We start from the raw sequence: 19913 nt of genomic DNA, 5'->3' as shown, positions 1-19913 counted from the left end.
GCTGAAATGCTGCTATTTTTCAAAAGCTACATGAGTCCTTGAATAGTCCCATCTGCCTCCAGCGACATATGCTCAGCTGCTGGAGATTTGGGCAATCCTGGCATCGTCATGGTATTACCTGTTTCCACGACTACAAAGCCTGCGCCTGCGGACAATGATACGCTTGACACGTGAATGGTGAACCCCTCCGGCGCACCTAGCAAGGAAGGTTGATCTGAGAAAGAATACGGCGTTTTGGCCATACATACAGGCAGTTGTCCAAAACCAAGCTGCTCCATACCAGCCAACGCCCGTTTGGCTGCAGGCGTGTAAGCCACCTCTGCCGCACCGTAAATCTCCTTGGCAATGACACTAATTTTCGCTTGTAAATCAAGCGTATGATCATATAGCGGCGCAAAATGGGCTTTGTCCTTCTGAAGTAAGTTCAGCAGGCTTTGGGCCAATTTTTCTCCCCCTTGGCTTCCCTGCGCCCATACTTGTGAAAGCTCTGCAGGTACACCCAGCTTGCGGCATTCTGAGAAAATCAAATCCAACTCGGCTTCGCTATCTGTTACAAAATGGTTAATCGCTACCAATACAGGCACACCAAACTTTTGCAAATTCCGTACATGTCGGCTCATATTGGCTAATCCGAGTTGCAATTGCTCCAAATTTTCCGCATCCAGCTCATGTTTAGCTACACCGCCGTTATATTTCAGCGCTTTGGCGGTTACAACCAGCACAGCCGCATCTGGCTGCAAGCCGGACTGGCGGCACTTGATGTCAAAGAACTTTTCCGCTCCCAGCTCAGCCCCAAATCCCGCCTCTGTGACGACGACCTCTCCCAGCTTCAACGCCAGCTTTGTACCGATCAGACTGCTACATCCATGGGCAATATTAGCAAACGGTCCACCATGCACAATAACCGGAGTGCCTTCCAACGTCTGCACTAGATTAGGCTTTAATGCTTCCCGAAGCAGCACAGCCATTCCTTCCACCGCGTGCAGATCCTCTGCTGTTACCGCTTCACCGGATTCGTTATATCCAATCACCATCCGACCCAACCGTACTTTAAGATCGTTCATATTTTCACTTAAGCATAGCACCGCCATGACTTCCGATGCCGAGGTAATCAGAAAGCCGCTTTCTCTTACCGCTCCATTCCCCGTCCCCAATCCAGTCACAATACTTCGCAAGCTCCGGTCATTCATATCGACAGCCCGTTTCCACACGATTCGGTCTGGCTTCAGCCGCAAAGCATTTCCATGGAACAAATGGTTATCAATCATCGCTGCCAGCAAATTATGTGCTGCCGAAATCGCATGTATATCCCCTGTAAAATGCAGATTAATGTCTTCCGCCGGAACAATCTGGGCCTGTCCTCCCCCAGTGGCTCCACCTTTCATCCCAAAGCAAGGTCCAAGGGACGGCTCACGCAGCGCAGCAACGGTTTTATGCCCCATCGCGTTGAGTGCCTGGGACAGCCCGATGGTTGTCAGCGTTTTTCCTTCTCCAGCCGGAGTGGGATTCATCGCTGTAACCAGCACCAGCTTTCCATTCGGGCGATCCTTTAACTGTTCCCATAGAGATGGATTCAGCTTCGCTTTATACTTTCCATACGTCTCCAGATGCTCTTCTTCAATTCCTGCTTCTTTGGCTATATCAATAATCCTCTTCATCTTTCGTTATGTACCCCCCGTTTTATAAGTCTGACCCATGGTGTCGAACCCTTTATCATTTTATTCTACCAAAGTGTACGGTTTATTGCGCTATGATTCATTTCATCGCAAGCATGACTATCCTGTGAGTTATAAAAAAAGCATCCCCTGCCTGCATGAACTTTGAGGATACTCTTTTGGCATGTCCTAATCAGCAGAAATCCTTTAGAAATCAGGACAGCTTGGGACTACAAACCATCCATATGTAAGCAATTAAACTCTCAACTACTCTCTACTTAATAATGCTTTTCTAGCAGTTCCTTAAAAACATCAATCGGGTACTTGTATTGATCCGTTTTGAACACAATCCGGTTATTCCACTGGTTCTTTTCCAGCTCGCACCCATGCTCCATGTCCAGTTCCTTCATAATAAATATAATCTCATCTAAGGTTACCATCACACTATGTCTATTCGTCGTAGTCGCCAGCATCTGCTCGCCTTCCTGTATGTATGCCTTAACGATCTGTTCATCAAACCCTTCGCTGATCATTAATTCCTTCAAGGTTTGTACAAAAAGAGACGGCAGGTTTTTGTACTGCGATTTTTTAATCCCAAACAGCGTGACGCTTAAGCGGGAAATATCATGCATAAACACAATATTTTTTCTCCGGTTCAGTAAAAACAAGCTGGCATGCCAACTATTCAAAGGCGGATAAATATCAACTTGAAGTGGTTCAGTCTCCCATTCCTTCAGCAGTTTTTGGGTTCCCCGTATAACAAACATCATTGCTCTCCTTTATTGACGGTTCTGTACCGTAGCTCGTGATCTGACATCCCTAATCTCTCACATTAGGCTTGCCCCGGAAATTATAACACCGTATTCCAAACATCGGATTATAGACTATTTCAGTATAGGATAGGGGAATTATTAATTACCTGACACTGCTGAACGTAGCTCCTTCGGGACAATCCAGGGCATTTTCGTTTTCTTAGTGGATATTTTTTATGGAAATCCCCTTCACCGCTCTATATAATTCAGGTACAGTTCGTCACACGAGCTTAATCTAAAAATTAGGGGTGTTCCACACCTATGTCACAGCATATTTTACTTATTGAAGACGATCTATCCATTGCTGAAATGCTGCTCAAAGCACTCACCAAGGAGGGATACAATTTAACCACCGCCTATGACGGAGAAGAAGGACTTATTGCCTTTGAACGGCATAACTATGACCTCGTACTCGTGGATCTGATGATGCCAAAGGTTGATGGTATGGAGGTAATCCGCCGAATTCGTACCCGCAGCGCCGTGCCGATTTTGATTATGTCGGCTAAGGACAGTGATGTGGATAAAGCGCTTGGACTGGGCTTCGGGGCAGATGATTATGTTGCCAAACCTTTCTCAATGCTCGAAATGACGGCTCGTATTCAGTCCGCGATCCGCAGATCGACTACCTATGCCCGTCTGCAACAGCAGGAGGAACAGCCGCAAGCACAAGTGTTGACCTATGGAAATTTGCGCATTGATTTTGATCATTTTACAGTCATACGCGATGGAAATGAAATTCAGCTAACAGCCAAAGAATCCGATATTCTGAAGCTGTTTGCATCCAACCCGAATCGGGTATTTACGAAAGCTCAACTATACGGATTTATTTGGAAAGACGATTATATGGGTGATGAGAATGTGATTAATGTCCATATTCGTCGCCTGCGTGAGAAAATTGAAGAAGATCCCTCCCACCCTGTCCACATTAAGACGCTGTGGGGCATCGGCTACAAATGGGAGAATGGTTGATATGAGCATCGAAATCATTTTCGAATGGATTGTCGTCCTCATGATGTCCGTCGTTATTATATGGCTTTGGCAGGAACGTGTATCCCATAAGCGCAAAATAAAGGATATCCGAACCGCCCTAGAGCGGATCGTGACCGTGAATCATGCCGAAAAGCTGCTATATGTCACAGGTGATGTTGAACTGCAACGACTCATGACGGAAATTAACCGACTACTAGACTTAAATCTGAGAGTATCAGCCGATTACAACCGAGGCCAAATCGCTATGCGTAAAATGATTTCGAATATTTCCCACGACCTCAAGACCCCGCTTACCGTTGTGCTTGGATATGCCGAGATGCTGGATGGCGATCCAGATATTTCGTCAGAAGAACGTATAAAGCTGCTATCCAGAATTCATCAAAAGACAAGCGAAGCGATTGAGCTGATCGGAAGTTTTTTTAGTTTGGCGAAGCTGGAAGCCAACGATACGGATATTCCACTGACCCGACTGGAGATAGGAGAACTGTGCAGACGCAGCATTTTGGAGTTTTATGATCTGCTGACGGCTCAGGGTTTTACGGTACATATTGACATTCCGGAGCATCCCATTTATGCCTTGGGGAACGAAGGAGCCATTGGGCGGGTGCTGAGCAATCTGATTTCAAATGCCATTCGCTACGGGGCAGAGGGTCGAACGCTAGGCCTGACGCTGTCAGAACAGCAGGATACAGTGCGTATAGAAGTGTGGGATCGTGGAAAAGGCATACAGGAGCCGGAGCAGGATAAGGTTTTTGAACGCATGTACACACTTGAGGATTCCCGTAATAAGGCGGTACAGGGCAGTGGACTGGGTCTTACGATTGCCAAGCGCCTGGTTGAATGCATGAATGGAGAGATGCAATTGACCAGCAAACCTTATGAGCAGACCGTCTTCTCTTTTACCTTGAAGAAGATCAACTATTAAGCGAGCTGCTCAACTTAATAAATTTGTAAGGATTACGAAAGAAAAATGAACATTTCGCCCTGTATTCTTGAATTATCAACAGTATACGAAGGGAGAACACCCATGACTTACATAATACGTACACATCATCTGACCAAAGCCATGAAGGGCAATGAAATTATAGCAGGGGTCAGTATGAATGTGCGCAAGGGGGAAACCTATGGCTTTCTCGGTCCCAATGGGGCAGGCAAGACAACGATCATGAAAATGATTACCAACCTGCTCAAGCCGACATCGGGTGAGATTGAACTGTTCGGTGAAAAGCTAACGCCACAGTCTTATCATCTGCTCGGACGGATAGGTTCGATTATTGAATACCCGATTTTTTATGATAGACTGACGGCTCAGCAAAATCTCGAACTTCATTGTGAATACATGGGCTATTATAATAAACAGGCTGTCCGGGATGCGCTAGAATTAGTGAACTTGCGGAATGCGGGTGACAAGCCAGTAAAAGACTTTTCACTAGGAATGAAGCAGCGTCTCGGGATTGCCCGAGCCATTGCGACCAAGCCAGAGCTACTCATTTTGGATGAACCAATTAATGGTCTGGACCCAGTGGGAATTAAGGAAATTCGGCAGTTATTCCACATGTTATGCAAGGAATATGGGATGACGCTGCTCGTATCCAGTCATATTTTAGCGGAAATAGAGCAGATTGCGGATACAATAGGTGTGATTAATCACGGACGGCTGATTGAGGAAGTTTCGATGGAACAGGTACGGGATACCAATACAGAATACATCGAATTTACGACCAACGATTGTAAAAAAGCGGCCTACGTCCTCTCCCATCATCTGAGTCTGAATAATATAAAGGTACTCAATGAACAGAGTATACGTATTTACGATATGAGTGTACCGCAGAAGCAAATTACGAAAACGCTCATTTTAAATGATGTAGAAGTCGATTCCATTCATCAGAAAAGCAGTACGCTGGAAGACTACTTTTTACGTCTGTTACATGGAGGTGAGCCCCATGCTTAGATTAATACAGTTGGAGATGAAAAAGCTTCATCTGGCGGGTTATATCCGTTCAGCACTGATCGCCAACGCCTGTATTTTGGGGTTGCTCTGTATTATTGCGCTGGATAGCCAAAATGAAGGAGTACCCGAATTTACACAGTACGCTCAGCTTCTTGATCTCATGGACAATATGGTGAGAGCCACATTTATTGTATTTGCCTCCGTTCTGCTATGCCGTTTTATCGTAGGAGAATTTAAGTCCAAATCGATTACAATCTTGTTCATGTATCCGATTCATCGTCAAAAGCTGATGATCGCCAAACTCTTGATTGTGCTGCTGTTTACGTTCTTGTCTGTTGTTATATCGGAAATCATCATTACGGCTGCGATTCATTTGCTCAACCAGTTTGTCATGATTGTACCGGATAAGCTTACTCTTTCCATACTGGCCGAACAATCCGCGCGGACGCTAATCAATGCCGTGGCCGCCAGTTTTATGGGATTGGTTCCGCTGTATATGGGAATGCGAAGATACTCAGTACCCACGACTATTGTGACCTCGATTCTGGTTGTAGCCTTGCTTTTCTCCAATAATAACGGCGCTACACTTAGCTCCATTGCCCCCGTGCAAATCAGCTTCTCTGTGCTGGGAATGATTGTAGCTTATGCGGCAATTCGGCGCATTGAGTATAAGGATATTGCTTAGTAATATAGATTTTAGTGGAACGCTTTCAAAAAAAGATGAAAATCCTTGTTAGATATACACACATTTTTCACTGGACTTCATTCTAAAACAGGTATATCCTATAGGAGAAATTAAAAAACGGAATAAGGATCTTCGGGGTAGGGTGAGATTCCCAACCGGCGGTATGGCTCATGGAGCTAAGCCCGCGACTCTGTATCTGGCAACAGGATACGGACTGATTTGGTGAGATGCCAAAGCCGACGGTAAAGTCCGGATGGAAGAAGATCGAAGTATGAACATGCCGCAAAGTGAATGAATGCTGCGCTATTGTTTTTGCAGTAACTTCATTTAACTTGTATCAAACGGCAAGTTTATTTGATCACCCCCCGTCTTGCATGGCTTTCGCCATGGACGGGGGTTTTTGTGCCACCGGTCCTGTATTCGCAAGGAGCTAAATAAGTATGAGTCAATCATCAACTGTACTATCATCCAAAGGTTTTGATCGTAGCTCCCACATGAAAAGCGGTTTTTGGCTAGTCGCGATCGGAGCGGCCTTGTGGGGTGCAGACCCGTTGTTTCGTATTATTTTGTTAAAGTCATTTACCTCAGCACAAATCGTACTGATGGAGCATGTGCTGCTCTTTATCGCTCTGACGCCGATGCTGTGGAAGCATCGCGAGGAGCTCAAAACGATACGATTTCGTCAGGTTTTCGCTATTTTGTTCGTCTCGTGGGGCGGCTCGGCACTGGCCAGTGTGATTTTCACCATGGCACTCAGCAACGGTGATCTGAATGCAGTTCTTTTGCTCCAGAAGCTTCAGCCTTTGGTTGCTATTATTCTGGCCCGCGTTATATTGAAGGAAATGCTACCGCGTCATTTTGGAATATTAATTGTCATCGCTCTGTTCGGAACGTATCTTTTGACCTTCGGTTGGTCGCTTCCCTTTGGGCATGTTCATGATTTTGTTCACGTTGGTAGTCTGCTCGCACTAGGTGCAGCGGTTCTGTGGGGCGGTTCGACCGTTATGGGTAGCTACTTGCTTCGTTCGATGAAATATGAGACGGTAACCTCCCTCCGCTTCATGGTGGCGCTCCCTCTGCTCATTGTTCTCACCTCGGTGGAGCATGCTCCGTGGAATATGCCTACAGGTACATGGGCGGCCGCAGCTGTAATGATCAACTTGCTGCTGCAAGCATTGCTTCCGGGTCTTCTGAGTTTATTACTGTATTACAAAGGCTTAAGTACAACCAAAGCTTCTTATGCTACGATGGCAGAATTGAGCTTCCCCATGGTTGGTGTCGTAATTAACTGGATCGCTTTCCAGCAAATCGTTACCGTAGCGCAATTGACTGGTTTTATGCTGATCTGGATTACACTCTTTATGATTTCTCGTCAGCAGAAAAATTAATAGCTTAATCTTCTTTCATGCTCATCCAAGCCAAATCGTGAAGATGCTTTTGCATCTCTGATTTGGCTTTTTATGTATTCATATTCATATTAATATTAGTTCCTAAGACCTATTTTCTCAAAAAAAGTGTACTATTCCTCGTTTTTAAAGATTACATCTATAAAATTAGTCGATTTATGTCGAATAAAACTATGTAGTGATCATCTGACACAGAGGAGAAAAAACGATGACTAAAGCAAAACAAACAGTTCCGTGGTGGAACAGGTTTCTCAAGCAGTTTTATTTAATGAGGACAAAATTAATAATATCTTTTTTGGCTGTGTTATTGATTCCAAGCGTACTTATTGGATACTTTTCTTATCAGGGGGCCACGACACAGCTCAGTCAGCAAATGGCTAGTTCCGTATACACGAATCTGTATCTGATCCAAAGCAATGTCAATCAGTATGTATCCCCGATCATGAAGGACGTGGACGTTCTTACCAGTGAAATCCAGGCTGACTCCATTGGTTCCGATCAAGAAGCCCTTCAGAAAAAGTTGGATGACATCGTCAAAGCTCATCCTGAGTTAGATGCCGCGCTCCTCGGCAATGCGAAAGGAGAATATATCCGTTCTCCGATAAAAAAGGAGGCTGATTATGATCCTAGGGAGAGAAAATGGTACAAAAACGCGATGCTACATAAGGGCAACATATTTGTCGGTGTTCCAGTTGCCAGCGTTACGACAGGGAACCTAGTAGTTAATGTATCGGCAACGCTGAAGAACGGTGAAGGGGCTGTTGCATTGGCTTTGAATCTGGACAAGATGGGGGACAGTCTGCAGTCTGTTAAGATAGGCGAACGCGGAGGACTCATCATTGTTGATTCTGATCATAAAATTGTATCTGGGACTGGAACAGCCTTTACCAAGACAGGCAAAAAACCGGCTGACACCATGGAGGGCCTTCCCGAAGTGGCGGCAACCGGTGAAAATGATACTCCTTCCGTGTCGCAAATTCAATTTATGAATCGGGACGTACTGGCCTTTACACTTAAGGACCCTCTCACTGGCTGGAACATTGTTGCACTATCGGATCTGGAGGATTACAGTGATGCAGCCCAACCGATTCTGAAGCAAAGCCTGATTGTAATTGTTATTTCCATACTGGCCGCTGCGATCATCATAGTGCTTATGGTCCGCTCATTCCTGATCCCACTCAAAAAGCTGCAAGCAGGAACACGGATCGTCCGTGATGGAAATCTGACCGAACGTGTTAATCTGTCTAGAAAGGACGAGTTCGGCGAGCTGGCACAGAATTTTGACCAGATGACGCATTCCTTGCATTCAATGGTCTCCGAAGTCAACCAAACCTCCTCCCGTCTTGCTTCCTCTTCTCTGATAATCAAGGAGAGCACAGAGCAAACGACGGAGTCCGTACAACACGTAGCGGAAACAGTTATGGAATCCGCGGAAAATGCAGTGACCAGCGCCGAGGCATCCGAGCAAACCGCCAATGCTGTTGAAGAAATGGCGAAGGGTGTCAGCACGATTGCCGAATCGGCAAGCTCCATCGTGGATTCAGCAGGACAAACCGAGCAGGACGTAGCTCAAGGCAGTCAAATGATCAGCCATGTGCGGACACAAATGGACCGCATTTTGGAAGCTGTAAGCCAAACGGCTAGCCTGATGGATGAGCTATCCCAGCTCTCGGACGATGCGAAGCAAATGAACGCAGCTATAGCTGCCATTGCCAAGCAAACTAACTTATTGTCCCTGAATGCATCTATTGAAGCCTCCAGAGCAGGCGAAGCTGGACGTGGATTTGCCGTAGTCGCTGTAGAGGTACGCAAGCTGTCGGAACAGTCCAAGGCAAGCGCCGATTCCATCAGTCAGATCATTACGCAGATGCTCGATTTGATTCAACGCTCTACCGCTACGATGAACGGTAATGTTCGTAATCAGGTAGGTGAAGGATTACGAATCAGCCAAGATGCAGAAGGTGCTTTTACGAATATTGAACGCTCTACTTCTCATATCGTGGAACAAATTCAAAGTGTGTCCGCTGCTGCTGAACAAATCTCTGCCAGTACAGAGGAAGTTTCCGCCACTGTCACCCATTTGGCAAGCCTATCCCGCAATTCGGCAGACAGTTCGCAGACAACCTCTGCTGCCGCTCAAGAGCAAATGGCAGCCATGGAGGAAATCGCCTCTTCCTCACAGGAGTTGTCCAACATGGCACAGGATCTGCAAGAGCTTGTTAAGCGATTTAAGATTTAGCTTCCACAGCTATTATTGAAATTTTCACCAACGAAAGCTCAGCAGTACTGTATCTGTTTACTAACAAAAGCCTTCGCCCGCATACAAAATACGGGCGAAGGCTTTTTCGTTGATTCCTTTAGACGATGCCTCGTACTTACCTATATGCTCATCTGCCCCGTTAGCTGGCGGCGTCTATCCCCTTCTGGATCATGTTCCACCATAATATCCTGATGAAAAATGGCTGTAGCTCGCTGTTGCCTGTCGTACATCGGCCATGCTCGCTCAGGTAGCATAGGCTCCCCATCACGTGCAAAAGCAACCCATGCCTGCTGCATATCATGAGCAAGCTTCTCCATGGAAGGTTGAATCTCTAATCCCAGTTTACCCAGCAGCTTCAGATTATCGAAAACAAAAGCAATTTCTGCACCGTGAACCGCTTGTCCAAAGGTAGGATGGCCCGGCAGTGTCCAATCAAAACGGTACATCCATACCGATGCATACACCGACTGTGCAGCGGCAAGAGCCAACGCCGGACGCCAAAAAATGAGATCGGTCAACATTTGTGCCTGTCCCTCAATAGTAACTGGAAAAGGTTCTATCAGGTCGCCAATGTCGGACATGCCTGTCATCATTTCCAATGCCTGACATGCTGTTGGCTTGTTCATTAGATGGGATTCTTTGCGGATGAAATAGTTCCCTTCATGCAAGTTCGTTCCAATCATAACAGATACCTGTTTTGCTGAACCTTGGGCGATTGCCGACAGGGGTAGATCCGGCAAGGTCACCCCGTCTACAACGGGTTGATAAATCATCGCCATTCCTGGTCCGATGACTTCATGTGTTTTGGCCATAGCGAGCATCAACGCATCTGTCGGCAGCGTAAACAATCGCTCAGGATGCTGAGTGTCCACACCCAGTTGCTGCAAATACACAGCCGCCACTTGCTCAGCCTGTGCAGCTGGCAACACCTGCGATGCTCCACTTTGCAAAATTGCACGCTGGAACAGCCCCTCAGCGGCTGGCATCGCCAATAGAGCGGCAATACTCATCGCGCCTGCCGATTCACCGAACACCGTTACTTCGTCCGGGTTGCCGCCAAAGGCAGAAATATGATCCCGAACCCATTGCAGCGCAGCGATTTGATCCAACAGTCCGGCATTTGAGGTCAGCCCATTTCCCTTTGGAGTCAAATGCAAAAATCCTAACGGTCCTAACCGATAATTGATCGTAACTACAACAACATTGCCATTCTTCGCCATGCGCTCCCCGTCATATAAAGGTATAATCCCAGACCCGGTGACAAAGGCACCGCCGTGAATCCACACCAGCACCGGACGTCCCTTCTCAGGAGCCTTCGAAGCCGGTGTCCAAATGTTCAGATACAAGCAATCCTCGGACTGCTCCGGCGGTTCCACCAGATTTCCGGTCATACTTTCAGCGGAGGGCATGGGTTGCGGACAAATGGGTCCGAAACTCGTCGCAGCCCGTACACCCTCCCAAGGCTCCAAAGGCTGTGGTCCGTGAAAACGAAGTTTTCCAACAGGAGGCTGCGCATATGGAATACCTTTCCACACATGATATCCATTCCCCGTTTCTCCACGTAATTGACCTAGACGAGTATGTACTGTATTACTCTCCATCATGAACCCTCCTTTATTTTGTATGTTCAACATAACGGTATACTATCAATCTTTACATATCTCTATTATACCCTTTGCGCAGGACCAAACCAAAAAATACCGGAAGCGCTTTTGCGCTCCGGCATTTTGTAGACAGAATGAGTGGATCTTGCTTAATCCCGAACCTCTTCTTTCGGAATCAGCTTGTAAATTTCTTCGCTTTCCATCGAATCAATCAATCGGTCTAGCCACTTGTAATAAGCCACGGCCTGCTTCATTTTCATACGGTCTTGCTGAAGAATGGTCTTAAATTCCTCGTATTCTTCACCCTGTGCCATCAATTTGTCCAGTTCCTCAATGGCTTTGCGCAGTACGAGTAAATTTGTTTCTACTGCTTTTCTCCATTTAATAGCGAAGAAGTCAGTAAAGGTTTGATACCAGTCATACTCGACTTCATACAAGTCCTTGCGTGAGCCTTTGCTCCATACCTTGTTCACCATTTTCAGATCCAACAACGTTCGAACTCCTGTACTCATGCTCGTTTTGCTCATTTCCATTTCACGGCCCATCTCGTCCAGCGTCATCGGTTTATCCGCAAAAAAAAGCAAACCGTACAAATGCCCCGCAGACAGAGTGATCCCATATAGGTCCATGTTTTTACCTATAGCTTCTATGACACGTTTGCGAATTTTTTGCAGCGACGCCTGCTGCTCATCACCTAACTGGTACAAGCTCATGCTTGCAACCTCCTAATTTTAGAGCATTTTGCACAACCTAGTATGAACGACTTACCCGTAAAGGATTAGCTTTGACGCAATATATGAAATCTTTCAATACTGAATGAAATGTTTCAAAAGCAAAGCTTCTGTCTATATTACAACAGCATGATCGTTCAAAATCATAATTCGCAAAATTGCTAATGATAGTAAACTTTTAAAATTATGGATATACATAAATCTTTTTGTTATGGTCATATTTCATTGTCTATTTTAAAAAAAGCACTATCGGTTGTAAAGTTCCGAATGTTTGAGCATTCTAAAGAACGAAGGAGCATATCAAAGGAAAGTTTGTACAGTTTTTTCTGTATGTACTTTACGAACAGTTTTTTTGTTTGAAATGTAAGTGATGCTTCTGTTACAATTAATTTTGTCATTAACCGTTCAGGATGTACAGAATTATGATTTTTATACTCAATCCATCATGCAACATGGGGTTAATACCAAGCAAAGTATAGAAAGAAGAGGTGTATGTATGACGATTTTGGAAGTCAAAAATGTCAGCAAACTCTTTGGTCCTCACGCAGAGCAAGGTGTTCCGCTCCTGGAGCAAGGCTGGGGCAAAGAAAAGCTGGCCAAAGAAAAACAGATTACTGTTGGTGTTAACAAGGCCAACATGCAAATTAAGCAAGGTGAAATTTTCGTAATTATGGGGTTATCAGGTAGCGGCAAGTCCACTTTGGTGCGAATGCTAAATCGCTTGATTGAGCCTACCTCCGGTGAAATTCTGGTCCACGGCAAAGATCTCCGTAAGATGAACAAAGAACAACTCCGCGAGGTTCGTCGTAAAACCATCAGCATGGTTTTTCAAAAGTTCGCCCTGTTCCCACATCGGACTGTATTGGAAAATGTAGAATACGGTCTTGAAATTCAAAAGGTAGATAAAGCACAACGCCAGGAAAAGGCACAAACAGCGCTGGAACTGGTTGGTCTTAAAAACTGGGGCGATAAAATGCCCGATGAGCTGAGTGGCGGTATGCAGCAGCGTGTCGGGCTGGCACGGGCACTGGCGAATGACCCTGAAGTTCTCCTGATGGATGAAGCATTCAGCGCATTGGACCCTCTCATTCGCCGTGACATGCAAGATGAGCTGCTGGAGCTTCAAGATAAAATGAAGAAAACGATTGTCTTTATCACCCATGATCTGGATGAAGCGCTGCGGATTGGTGACCGGATTGCATTGATGCGGGACGGAGTGGTCGTACAAATTGGTACACCGGAAGAAATTATGATCCAACCAGCTAACTCTTATGTAGCCCGCTTCGTCGAGGATGTGGATCTGTCCAAAGTGTTGACGGCTGCTCATGTCATGCTTCGTCCAGAAACCATCACTATGGACCGCGGTCCGCGTGTAGCTCTGGAATTGATGCGGGAGCGTGGGATTTCCAATCTATTCGTCATTGACCGCACCAAAAAGCTACTGGGTGTTATTAATGCCGAGGATGCTGTCCATGCACTGCGCAACAATTTGAAGATTGAAGATATTTTGATCACGGACGGACCGCAGGTTCCTGCTGAAACTGTTATTAATGATTTGTTTGAAATTACAAGCTCGTCCAAGGTGCCACTGGCTGTCGTCGATGACAAGCAGAAATTGCTGGGCGTTATCGTCCGTGGAGCTTTATTGGGTGCACTAAGTGGAGATGTACCTACTACAAAGGAGGTGAATGCCCATGATACCGAAACTGCCAATCGCTGAGTGGATTCAATCCATTGTAGACTGGATGGGTATTCATCTGGCTGGATTGTTTAATGTTATTTCTTCGGTAATTGAAGCGGTAGTAGGCTTTTTCTCTGGCTTGTTCATGCTTCCGCACCCTCTGGTGTTCATCGTGATCATCGGGATTATCGCCTTTATGATCGGGCGGGTGCAGCTTACACTGTTCACTGTCATCGGCTTCCTGCTGATTGATAATCTCGGCTATTGGAGTGAAACGATGAACACGCTCGGACTGGTCATCACGTCTGCGCTTGTATCCATTGTTATCGGGATTCCGATCGGAATCTGGTGTGCATACAGTAAGTCAGCATCACGCATTATCACGCCTTTACTTGATTTTATGCAGACGATGCCTGCGTTCGTGTACTTGCTCCCGGCGGTTACCTTTTTCAGCTTGGGTGTTGTACCAGGTGTTATCGCCTCTGTAATCTTTGCGATTCCCCCAACCATTCGCATGACCAACCTGGGGATTATGCAAGTATCGGATGAGCTGATTGAAGCCTCTGATGCTTTTGGTTCAACATCGGCGCAAAAGCTGTTTAAAGTACAGCTGCCACTGGCATTGCCTACCTTAATGGCTGGTATTAATCAGACGATTATGCTGTCACTGTCCATGGTTGTTATTGCTTCCATGATCGGTGCGGAAGGTATCGGTGCGGTTGTGTATCGTGCTGTGACCCAGCTGCAAATTGGTAAAGGCTTTGAAGCCGGCTTGGCTGTGGTCGTTCTGGCTATTGTACTTGACCGCTTTACACAAAACCTGTTCAAACCGACAAAAAAAAGCAAAAGTCGTGTATCCAGCAAGCAAAAAGTATGGATCACCTCTGCAGTTACAGCGGTTATTCTGATCGCTGGCGCATCTCAATATTTTGTTGGAACAGATCATTCCGCTGCTGGTAAAGGTAGTGCTGCTGCCAATCCGATTGGCGCAGAGGTTGATTATAAAATTATTGGTATTGATGCCGGGGCAGGCATTATGAAGTCGACGGCTAAAGCAATTCAAGACTACAATTTGTCTGATTGGAAGCTAGTCGAGGGTTCCGGTGCAGCCATGACGGCCACATTGGACAAAGCCATCAAAGCGAAAAAACCGATCATTATTACCGGTTGGACTCCTCACTGGATGTTCAACAAGTATGATCTCAAATATTTGGAAGACCCTAAAAAGTCTTATGGTGAAGCCGAGGGTATTCATACGATTGCCCGCAAAGGTTTGCAGCAGGACGCTCCTACTGCTTATGAGTTTCTAAAACGTTTCAAATGGACTGCTGAAGATATGGGTGAAATGATGGTTGCTATCCAAGAAGGGACCAGCCCTGAGCAAGCTGCTAAGGATTGGGCAGAGAAACATGCCGACAAGGTTCAGGAATGGACTCAAGGACTGCAAACTGTCAATGGCGACACCTTCAAGCTAAGCTATGTAGCTTGGGATTCGGAAATTGCGAGTACGAATTTGCTGAAATATATTATGGAAAACAAACTGGGTTACAAAGTAACCGCACTGCAAGTTGAAGCAGGTCCTATGTGGACGGGTGTCGCTAGTGGCGATGTAGATGCCTCACCGGCTGCATGGCTGCCGTTAACGCATGCGGATTACTGGGCTAAATACAAAGATAAACTCGACGACCTAGGTGCAAATATGACTGGTGTTAAAACCGGGTTGGTCGTTCCAGCTTACATGAATGTTAAATCAATTACTGAATTGCAGGGAAACGGAGCCGAAGCGGCTCCAGCCTCCGCCGCTACTGGGGACTTTGGCAAGGAGGTCGGCTACCGCATTGTCGGTACCGACCCTGGTGCCGGACTGATGAAGCTGACTGCAAAAGCTATCAGTGACTATGGATTGTCCGACTGGAAACTGCTTGAAAGCTCTGGAGCTGCAATGACCGCTACACTGGATAAAGCTATCAAAGCCAAGCAGCCTATCGTTGTAACCGGTTGGACTCCTCACTGGATGTTTAACAAGTATGATTTGAAATACTTAAAAGATCCTAAAAAGGCTTATGGTGATAAAGAAGAAATTCATACCATTGCCCGCAAAGGGTTGAAACAGGATGCTCCTGTGGCTTATGCATTTCTAAGCCGTTTCAAGTGGACTGCTGAAGATATGGGTGAAGTGATGATCGCAATTCAAGATGGTACTCCCCCACAGCAGGCTGCCAAGAACTGGGCTGATAAGCATCCTGATAAAGTACAGGAATGGATCAAGGGCTTGCAGCCCGTCAATAGCAATCCTTTGAAGCTGAGCTACGCTGCTTGGGATTCGGAAATTGCCAGTACGAACGTATTGAAATATGTATTAGAACAAAAATTGGGCTATAAAGTAACCGCGCTGCAAGTGGAGATCGGCCCAATGTGGACAGGCGTGGCTGGCGGAAGTGTAGATGCTACCGCAGCCGCTTGGCTTCCATTGACGCATGCTGATTATTGGGCTCAATACAAGGATAAAGTAGATGACATCGGAACCAGCATGACTGGCGTTATGTCCGGACTTGTCGTTCCATCCTATGTACCCATTGATTCTATTGAGGATCTCAAAACGCAATAATACTTCACTTTTAAACCATACTAATAAATAAAAGGCAGATCAGGGTTACATCTGATCTGCCTTTTGAATATCCATATTTATAATTGCTCTCAGCCTTTAAGTGTGAACCCTTCTTGAGCGGGCACATCGGCATGCTGTGCTGTCGTCTGATGTTGTCTAAAGAATAACGGATAGATCACGAAGGCCACCAGCAGACTCACACAACCAATGACGCCCAGAGCAATCAAATCCTTAAAGATGTATGTGATATCCAGACCCTTGAGCGTAATGTTCCGTACTGCATCCAGATAATACGTCAGCGGCAATATTTCAGCAAGCCCTCGCAAGAAGCCGGGCATTGCTTCTAATGGCCACGTATAACCTGACAGCATAAAGGAAGGAACAGCAATGAGCATCAGAGTTTGTGTTGCATCCACTCTGGTCTTGGAAAAGAGACTGAACAGGAACCCTAATCCACACAAAGCAAAGTTAAAGACCAGCGAAACCAAAATCAATGGCAGTATCTGTCCCCTAAACGGAATATCGAAGCATAAAGCGCTAATACTGAATACAGTCAGCACATTAAAAGCTCCCGCTGCATAATAGGGTGATAGCTTGGCAATAGCCAAGCGCCAAGGGGTGTTTTTCCATGCGCCAAATCTTCCCCAAGTCCCAGCTTCCTTATCACGCGTGCAAGACAACGCAATACCTAGCAGCAAACACTGCTGGAGAGCCGCAGAAATAACCCCCAACGGCATGAAAAGCTTATAATCATATACCGGGTTAAATAGCACTCTGGATCGGAACGGGATGGTAGTCAGCGTCGAAGCGGCCTGATCGGCGTTCATTCCCTTTTGCTTCATGGAATTGAGCGATACTCCGGCACTCACGCTACTAATGACCTGATTGGCAATCCGACTGGCACTATTGGAATACATCATATTACTGCCGTCAATCAGCGTAAGCACAGGTGGATTTTCCCCATGCTTAAGCCGAGTGGTAAAGTTATCTGGAATGACAATTCCGACCTTGGCTTCCCCAGTCTCCACCTGGCGGACTACATCATCCTGATTGGTCACCTGCCGTGTAACGGCAAATGAATCAGTCGCGTCGAACGCCTGAATGATTTGGCGACTAAGCTGCGAGTTATCTCCGTCATACACCGTAACAGGCATCTCGGTAATCCGCTGATGCGAATACAGGAAGCCGAACAGTATTGTATACACAATTGGCGTAATCAGCAGAATAGCCATAAAGCGGCGGTCCCGGAAGATACTCAGCCATTCCTCGCGAAACACATCGCGGATACGAAGTCTTTCCTGTGAACCCTGCATATTACTGCGCCCCTTTGCCTGTAAACAGAACCGTGGAGCCTGTTGGAACGGAAGCCGCAAGATCCGGTAATGCTACCTTCACACCAAAGGAACGGACATCCTTATCACCTGAGCTTTGGCTCGGTTTTTGAATGGCAAAGTCCGCAGCCGATTCTAACAGAATGACTTTGCCCTTCAGCTCCTTACCGCCTGACAGTAATTTAACTTGAACTGTATCCCCTGCTTGAAGACCGTTCAGAGACGTTTCCGGTACATAGAATTTAGCCCAACGCTGTGTGGATGTTTCAATAGTATAGACAGGAAATCCTGCGCTAGCCATCTCACCAAAGCTAAGCGACTTGGATTTTACGACCCCATCCTCAGGCGCACGCAGCGTAGTATAGCCCAAATAGGTCTGAGCCTCCTGAAGTGCAGCTTCCGCTTGGGCTACCTGTGCATTGGCACCTTCAACCGCAGATTGTGCCTGCTCTACCGTCGATTGCGCCGCCTTCACAGCGGATTGCGCTTGCTCTACCGAAGCCTGAGCAGCTTTGACATCTTCCTGTTGCACAGCCACTTTGCCCGCTCCTGCCTGTGCTTCCTTCACTGCAGCCAAGGCTTGACGGTATTGGGCTTCAGCCGCCGTAATTTCCTCCTTACGGCTTCCCTCCCGCGCCATATCCAATTTTTGCGACTCAGCATTATACTTGGCCACTGCCTGTTGATGTTCCAATGTCGCTTGATCCAGTGAGGCCTGAGTTGCTGCACCGGCTTCTTGAAGCTTTTTGGCACGCTCCAGATTTTTAACAGTCAGATCCAGCGTTTCCTTCGCTACCTTCACAGATGCTTGCAATTGCTCAATCTCCTGCGGTCTTGCCCCGCTCTTGAGGGCATCCAATTTCGCTTTGGCGGCGTTCGCAGCCGCTTGGGCCTGTTCTATCTGGCTGGAGGAAGCCTCAGCAGTCACACTGACCGCTGTCGTACCTTGGCTCTTCTTGGCCTGAGCGGCGCTCACGGTAGCCTGTGCCTGGCCTACGCCTGCTTGAGCCTGCAATACGCTGGCTTTCGCTTTGGACACATTGCTCTTGGCTGCCAGCAAAGCAGCCTGTGCTTGCTTCACCTTATCTTCCAGCTCACGGCTTTCCAGATGGGCTATCACCTGCCCTTTTTTTACCTTGTCGCCCTCATTCACCAGCATCTGATCAATTCGTCCCGCCATCTTAAAGCTGGCATTGAGCGTATCGGATTCTACATAAGCCGTAGGGATAGAAGAAGACTCATCTGCGGATAAGCTGCTGCTCCCTCGTGGGAAAGCAGTCAAAGCATAGATTCCTACAGCGATTAAAATAATAAGTATGATGTAAATCGCATATTTTTTGGCTTTCATGTTCTCATCACTCCACTTGTCTATTTAATGTTGCATACCCAGCGCGTTACATACAAATACTTCGGTACTTTCGCGAACTTCCTGCAGATTCATCGTTTCGCCCCATACCATCGACCGCATTGGAGTAAAAATGTAAATGCCGAATAAACAATTTGCAGTCGTTTTTGCATCCAGCTTACTCGAAATTTTTCCATAGAACTTGCCGGAATCAATCTCTGCCTCCATAAAATCAAAATAGTCTGCCAGCACCTGCCTAATATTAAAATGCTGTTCCTGCGAGACCCACCCCTTACTGACCAGTAGACGGCAAAAATCCGGCTCTCTTCCAATGAACTCAATATGTACTTGGATCAGCTTGCGAACCCTCACTTCTACCTGATCCATAGGAATTTGAGCCATCGCTTCATGGATATCCTGGACAAAACGTTCCATTCCCATCTTCAAAATGTAAATGTACAATTCTTGCTTGTTTTTAAAATTGTAGTACAGGGTTCCTTTAGCTATGCCACATACCTTAGCAATTTCCTCCATATTTGTATCATTAAATCCTCGTTCGGAAAAAGCCTTGAGTGCGCCGTTAAAAATAATTTCCTTCGTTTGCTGTTTCATGCTTCCTCCTTTTTTGAACTGACCGTCCAGTACAAAAATTATGTATTTATTATAAGCCCATTTTCAGTTATCCAGCAATAGGAAATGTGCAAAAATGACCATTTTAGACACTTCGTCTAAACGATTATTCTAAAATAAAAATGCAAAAACGGATCGAATAAGTGAGGGGGTCACTCATTCGATCCGTTATTTCATAAAATCGGCTAATAAGGAGGCACATCTACGAATTATCAGCCGATTTT

At 46.3% G+C, this 19913-nt stretch carries 15 protein-coding genes and 1 riboswitch; of the genes, 8 read left to right on the top strand and 7 right to left on the bottom strand.

What is annotated here, in order from left to right; all coding sequences use genetic code 11:
- Positions 1-26: 26 nt before the first annotated feature.
- Together HFE01_RS01925 and HFE01_RS01920 are read right to left on the bottom strand one after the other, a co-directional pair.
- Positions 27-1658, bottom strand: a complete 1632-nt coding sequence (locus HFE01_RS01925; RefSeq protein WP_107733999.1) for a formate--tetrahydrofolate ligase — start codon at positions 1656-1658, stop codon at positions 27-29.
- A gap of 275 nt (positions 1659-1933) precedes the next feature.
- Entirely contained in the window at positions 1934-2422 is a 489-nt protein-coding gene (locus HFE01_RS01920) for a DUF6933 domain-containing protein (protein ID WP_107734000.1), read from the bottom strand.
- 306 nt (positions 2423-2728) lie between these two features.
- Here HFE01_RS01920 and HFE01_RS01915 point away from each other — a divergent pair, with 306 nt between their 5' ends.
- From HFE01_RS01915 to HFE01_RS01890, 6 genes are all read left to right on the top strand, one after another.
- Positions 2729-3436 carry a response regulator transcription factor gene (locus HFE01_RS01915; RefSeq protein ID WP_107734001.1) on the top strand — a complete coding sequence of 236 codons (708 nt, stop codon included), beginning with the start codon at positions 2729-2731 and terminating at the stop codon, positions 3434-3436.
- Between the two features lies 1 nt (position 3437).
- Positions 3438-4382, top strand: a complete 945-nt coding sequence (locus HFE01_RS01910; protein WP_107734002.1) for a sensor histidine kinase — start codon at positions 3438-3440, stop codon at positions 4380-4382.
- A gap of 102 nt (positions 4383-4484) precedes the next feature.
- On the top strand, positions 4485-5408 hold the full coding sequence (locus HFE01_RS01905; RefSeq protein ID WP_107734003.1) for an ABC transporter ATP-binding protein: 924 nt from the start codon (positions 4485-4487) through the stop codon (positions 5406-5408).
- Complete coding sequence (locus HFE01_RS01900) at positions 5401-6093, top strand: ABC transporter permease (RefSeq protein WP_016821175.1); 693 nt, start codon at positions 5401-5403, stop codon at positions 6091-6093. The genes HFE01_RS01905 and HFE01_RS01900 overlap by 8 nt, the downstream gene beginning before the upstream one ends.
- Before the next feature lie 124 nt (positions 6094-6217).
- Positions 6218-6362, top strand: a riboswitch (FMN riboswitch).
- A 171-nt stretch (positions 6363-6533) separates the two neighbouring features.
- A complete protein-coding gene (locus tag HFE01_RS01895) occupies positions 6534-7481 on the top strand; it encodes a DMT family transporter (RefSeq protein ID WP_107734004.1) in 948 nt (315 codons plus the stop codon).
- Positions 7482-7707: 226 nt separating this feature from the next.
- Entirely contained in the window at positions 7708-9738 is a 2031-nt protein-coding gene (locus tag HFE01_RS01890) for a methyl-accepting chemotaxis protein (protein ID WP_107734005.1), read from the top strand.
- 140 nt (positions 9739-9878) lie between these two features.
- Here HFE01_RS01890 and HFE01_RS01885 read toward each other — a convergent pair whose 3' ends face one another.
- Complete coding sequence (locus HFE01_RS01885) at positions 9879-11360, bottom strand: carboxylesterase/lipase family protein (protein WP_167438786.1); 1482 nt, start codon at positions 11358-11360, stop codon at positions 9879-9881.
- Positions 11361-11512: 152 nt separating this feature from the next.
- Positions 11513-12076 (bottom strand): GbsR/MarR family transcriptional regulator, encoded by a 564-nt coding sequence (locus tag HFE01_RS01880; protein WP_019686546.1) that lies wholly within the window; start codon positions 12074-12076, stop codon positions 11513-11515.
- A 514-nt stretch (positions 12077-12590) separates the two neighbouring features.
- On the opposite strand from HFE01_RS01880, the gene HFE01_RS01875 reads away from it, so the two are divergent.
- On the top strand, positions 12591-13814 hold the full coding sequence (locus HFE01_RS01875; protein ID WP_017426515.1) for a quaternary amine ABC transporter ATP-binding protein: 1224 nt from the start codon (positions 12591-12593) through the stop codon (positions 13812-13814).
- Positions 13789-16383: a glycine betaine ABC transporter substrate-binding protein gene (locus tag HFE01_RS01870; RefSeq protein ID WP_167438763.1), complete on the top strand. Its 2595-nt coding sequence runs from the start codon at positions 13789-13791 to the stop codon at positions 16381-16383. Before HFE01_RS01875 ends, HFE01_RS01870 begins: the two co-directional genes overlap by 26 nt.
- 89 nt (positions 16384-16472) lie before the next feature.
- On the opposite strand, the gene HFE01_RS01865 is transcribed toward HFE01_RS01870, so the two are convergent.
- The 3 genes from HFE01_RS01865 to HFE01_RS01855 are packed head-to-tail and all read right to left on the bottom strand — an operon-like array spanning position 16473 to position 19671.
- Positions 16473-17696 carry an ABC transporter permease gene (locus HFE01_RS01865; protein ID WP_167438764.1) on the bottom strand — a complete coding sequence of 408 codons (1224 nt, stop codon included), beginning with the start codon at positions 17694-17696 and terminating at the stop codon, positions 16473-16475.
- A 1-nt stretch (position 17697) separates the two neighbouring features.
- On the bottom strand, positions 17698-19062 hold the full coding sequence (locus HFE01_RS01860) for an HlyD family secretion protein (RefSeq protein WP_167438765.1): 1365 nt from the start codon (positions 19060-19062) through the stop codon (positions 17698-17700).
- Positions 19063-19086: 24 nt separating this feature from the next.
- Positions 19087-19671: a TetR/AcrR family transcriptional regulator gene (locus HFE01_RS01855; RefSeq protein ID WP_016821184.1), complete on the bottom strand. Its 585-nt coding sequence runs from the start codon at positions 19669-19671 to the stop codon at positions 19087-19089.
- Between the last annotated feature and the right edge of the window lie 242 nt (positions 19672-19913).

The organism is Paenibacillus sp. EKM10P (assembly GCF_011800655.1).
GTDB lineage: Bacteria > Bacillota > Bacilli > Paenibacillales > Paenibacillaceae > Paenibacillus > Paenibacillus polymyxa.
This window is presented reverse-complemented; position numbering and strand designations above follow the sequence as displayed.

What these genes read in the sequence shown, in the direction of transcription:
- HFE01_RS01925 (WP_107733999.1), bottom strand. Translation starts at nt 1,658, where the DNA reads ATGAAGAGGATTATTGATATAGCCAAAGAAGCAGGAATTGAAGAAGAG.
- HFE01_RS01920 (WP_107734000.1), bottom strand. Translation starts at nt 2,422, where the DNA reads ATGTTTGTTATACGGGGAACCCAAAAACTGCTGAAGGAATGGGAGACT.
- HFE01_RS01915 (WP_107734001.1), top strand. Translation starts at nt 2,729, where the DNA reads ATGTCACAGCATATTTTACTTATTGAAGACGATCTATCCATTGCTGAA.
- HFE01_RS01910 (WP_107734002.1), top strand. Translation starts at nt 3,438, where the DNA reads ATGAGCATCGAAATCATTTTCGAATGGATTGTCGTCCTCATGATGTCC.
- HFE01_RS01905 (WP_107734003.1), top strand. Translation starts at nt 4,485, where the DNA reads ATGACTTACATAATACGTACACATCATCTGACCAAAGCCATGAAGGGC.
- HFE01_RS01900 (WP_016821175.1), top strand. Translation starts at nt 5,401, where the DNA reads ATGCTTAGATTAATACAGTTGGAGATGAAAAAGCTTCATCTGGCGGGT.
- HFE01_RS01895 (WP_107734004.1), top strand. Translation starts at nt 6,534, where the DNA reads ATGAGTCAATCATCAACTGTACTATCATCCAAAGGTTTTGATCGTAGC.
- HFE01_RS01890 (WP_107734005.1), top strand. Translation starts at nt 7,708, where the DNA reads ATGACTAAAGCAAAACAAACAGTTCCGTGGTGGAACAGGTTTCTCAAG.
- HFE01_RS01885 (WP_167438786.1), bottom strand. Translation starts at nt 11,360, where the DNA reads ATGGAGAGTAATACAGTACATACTCGTCTAGGTCAATTACGTGGAGAA.
- HFE01_RS01880 (WP_019686546.1), bottom strand. Translation starts at nt 12,076, where the DNA reads ATGAGCTTGTACCAGTTAGGTGATGAGCAGCAGGCGTCGCTGCAAAAA.
- HFE01_RS01875 (WP_017426515.1), top strand. Translation starts at nt 12,591, where the DNA reads ATGACGATTTTGGAAGTCAAAAATGTCAGCAAACTCTTTGGTCCTCAC.
- HFE01_RS01870 (WP_167438763.1), top strand. Translation starts at nt 13,789, where the DNA reads ATGATACCGAAACTGCCAATCGCTGAGTGGATTCAATCCATTGTAGAC.
- HFE01_RS01865 (WP_167438764.1), bottom strand. Translation starts at nt 17,696, where the DNA reads ATGCAGGGTTCACAGGAAAGACTTCGTATCCGCGATGTGTTTCGCGAG.
- HFE01_RS01860 (WP_167438765.1), bottom strand. Translation starts at nt 19,062, where the DNA reads ATGAAAGCCAAAAAATATGCGATTTACATCATACTTATTATTTTAATC.
- HFE01_RS01855 (WP_016821184.1), bottom strand. Translation starts at nt 19,671, where the DNA reads ATGAAACAGCAAACGAAGGAAATTATTTTTAACGGCGCACTCAAGGCT.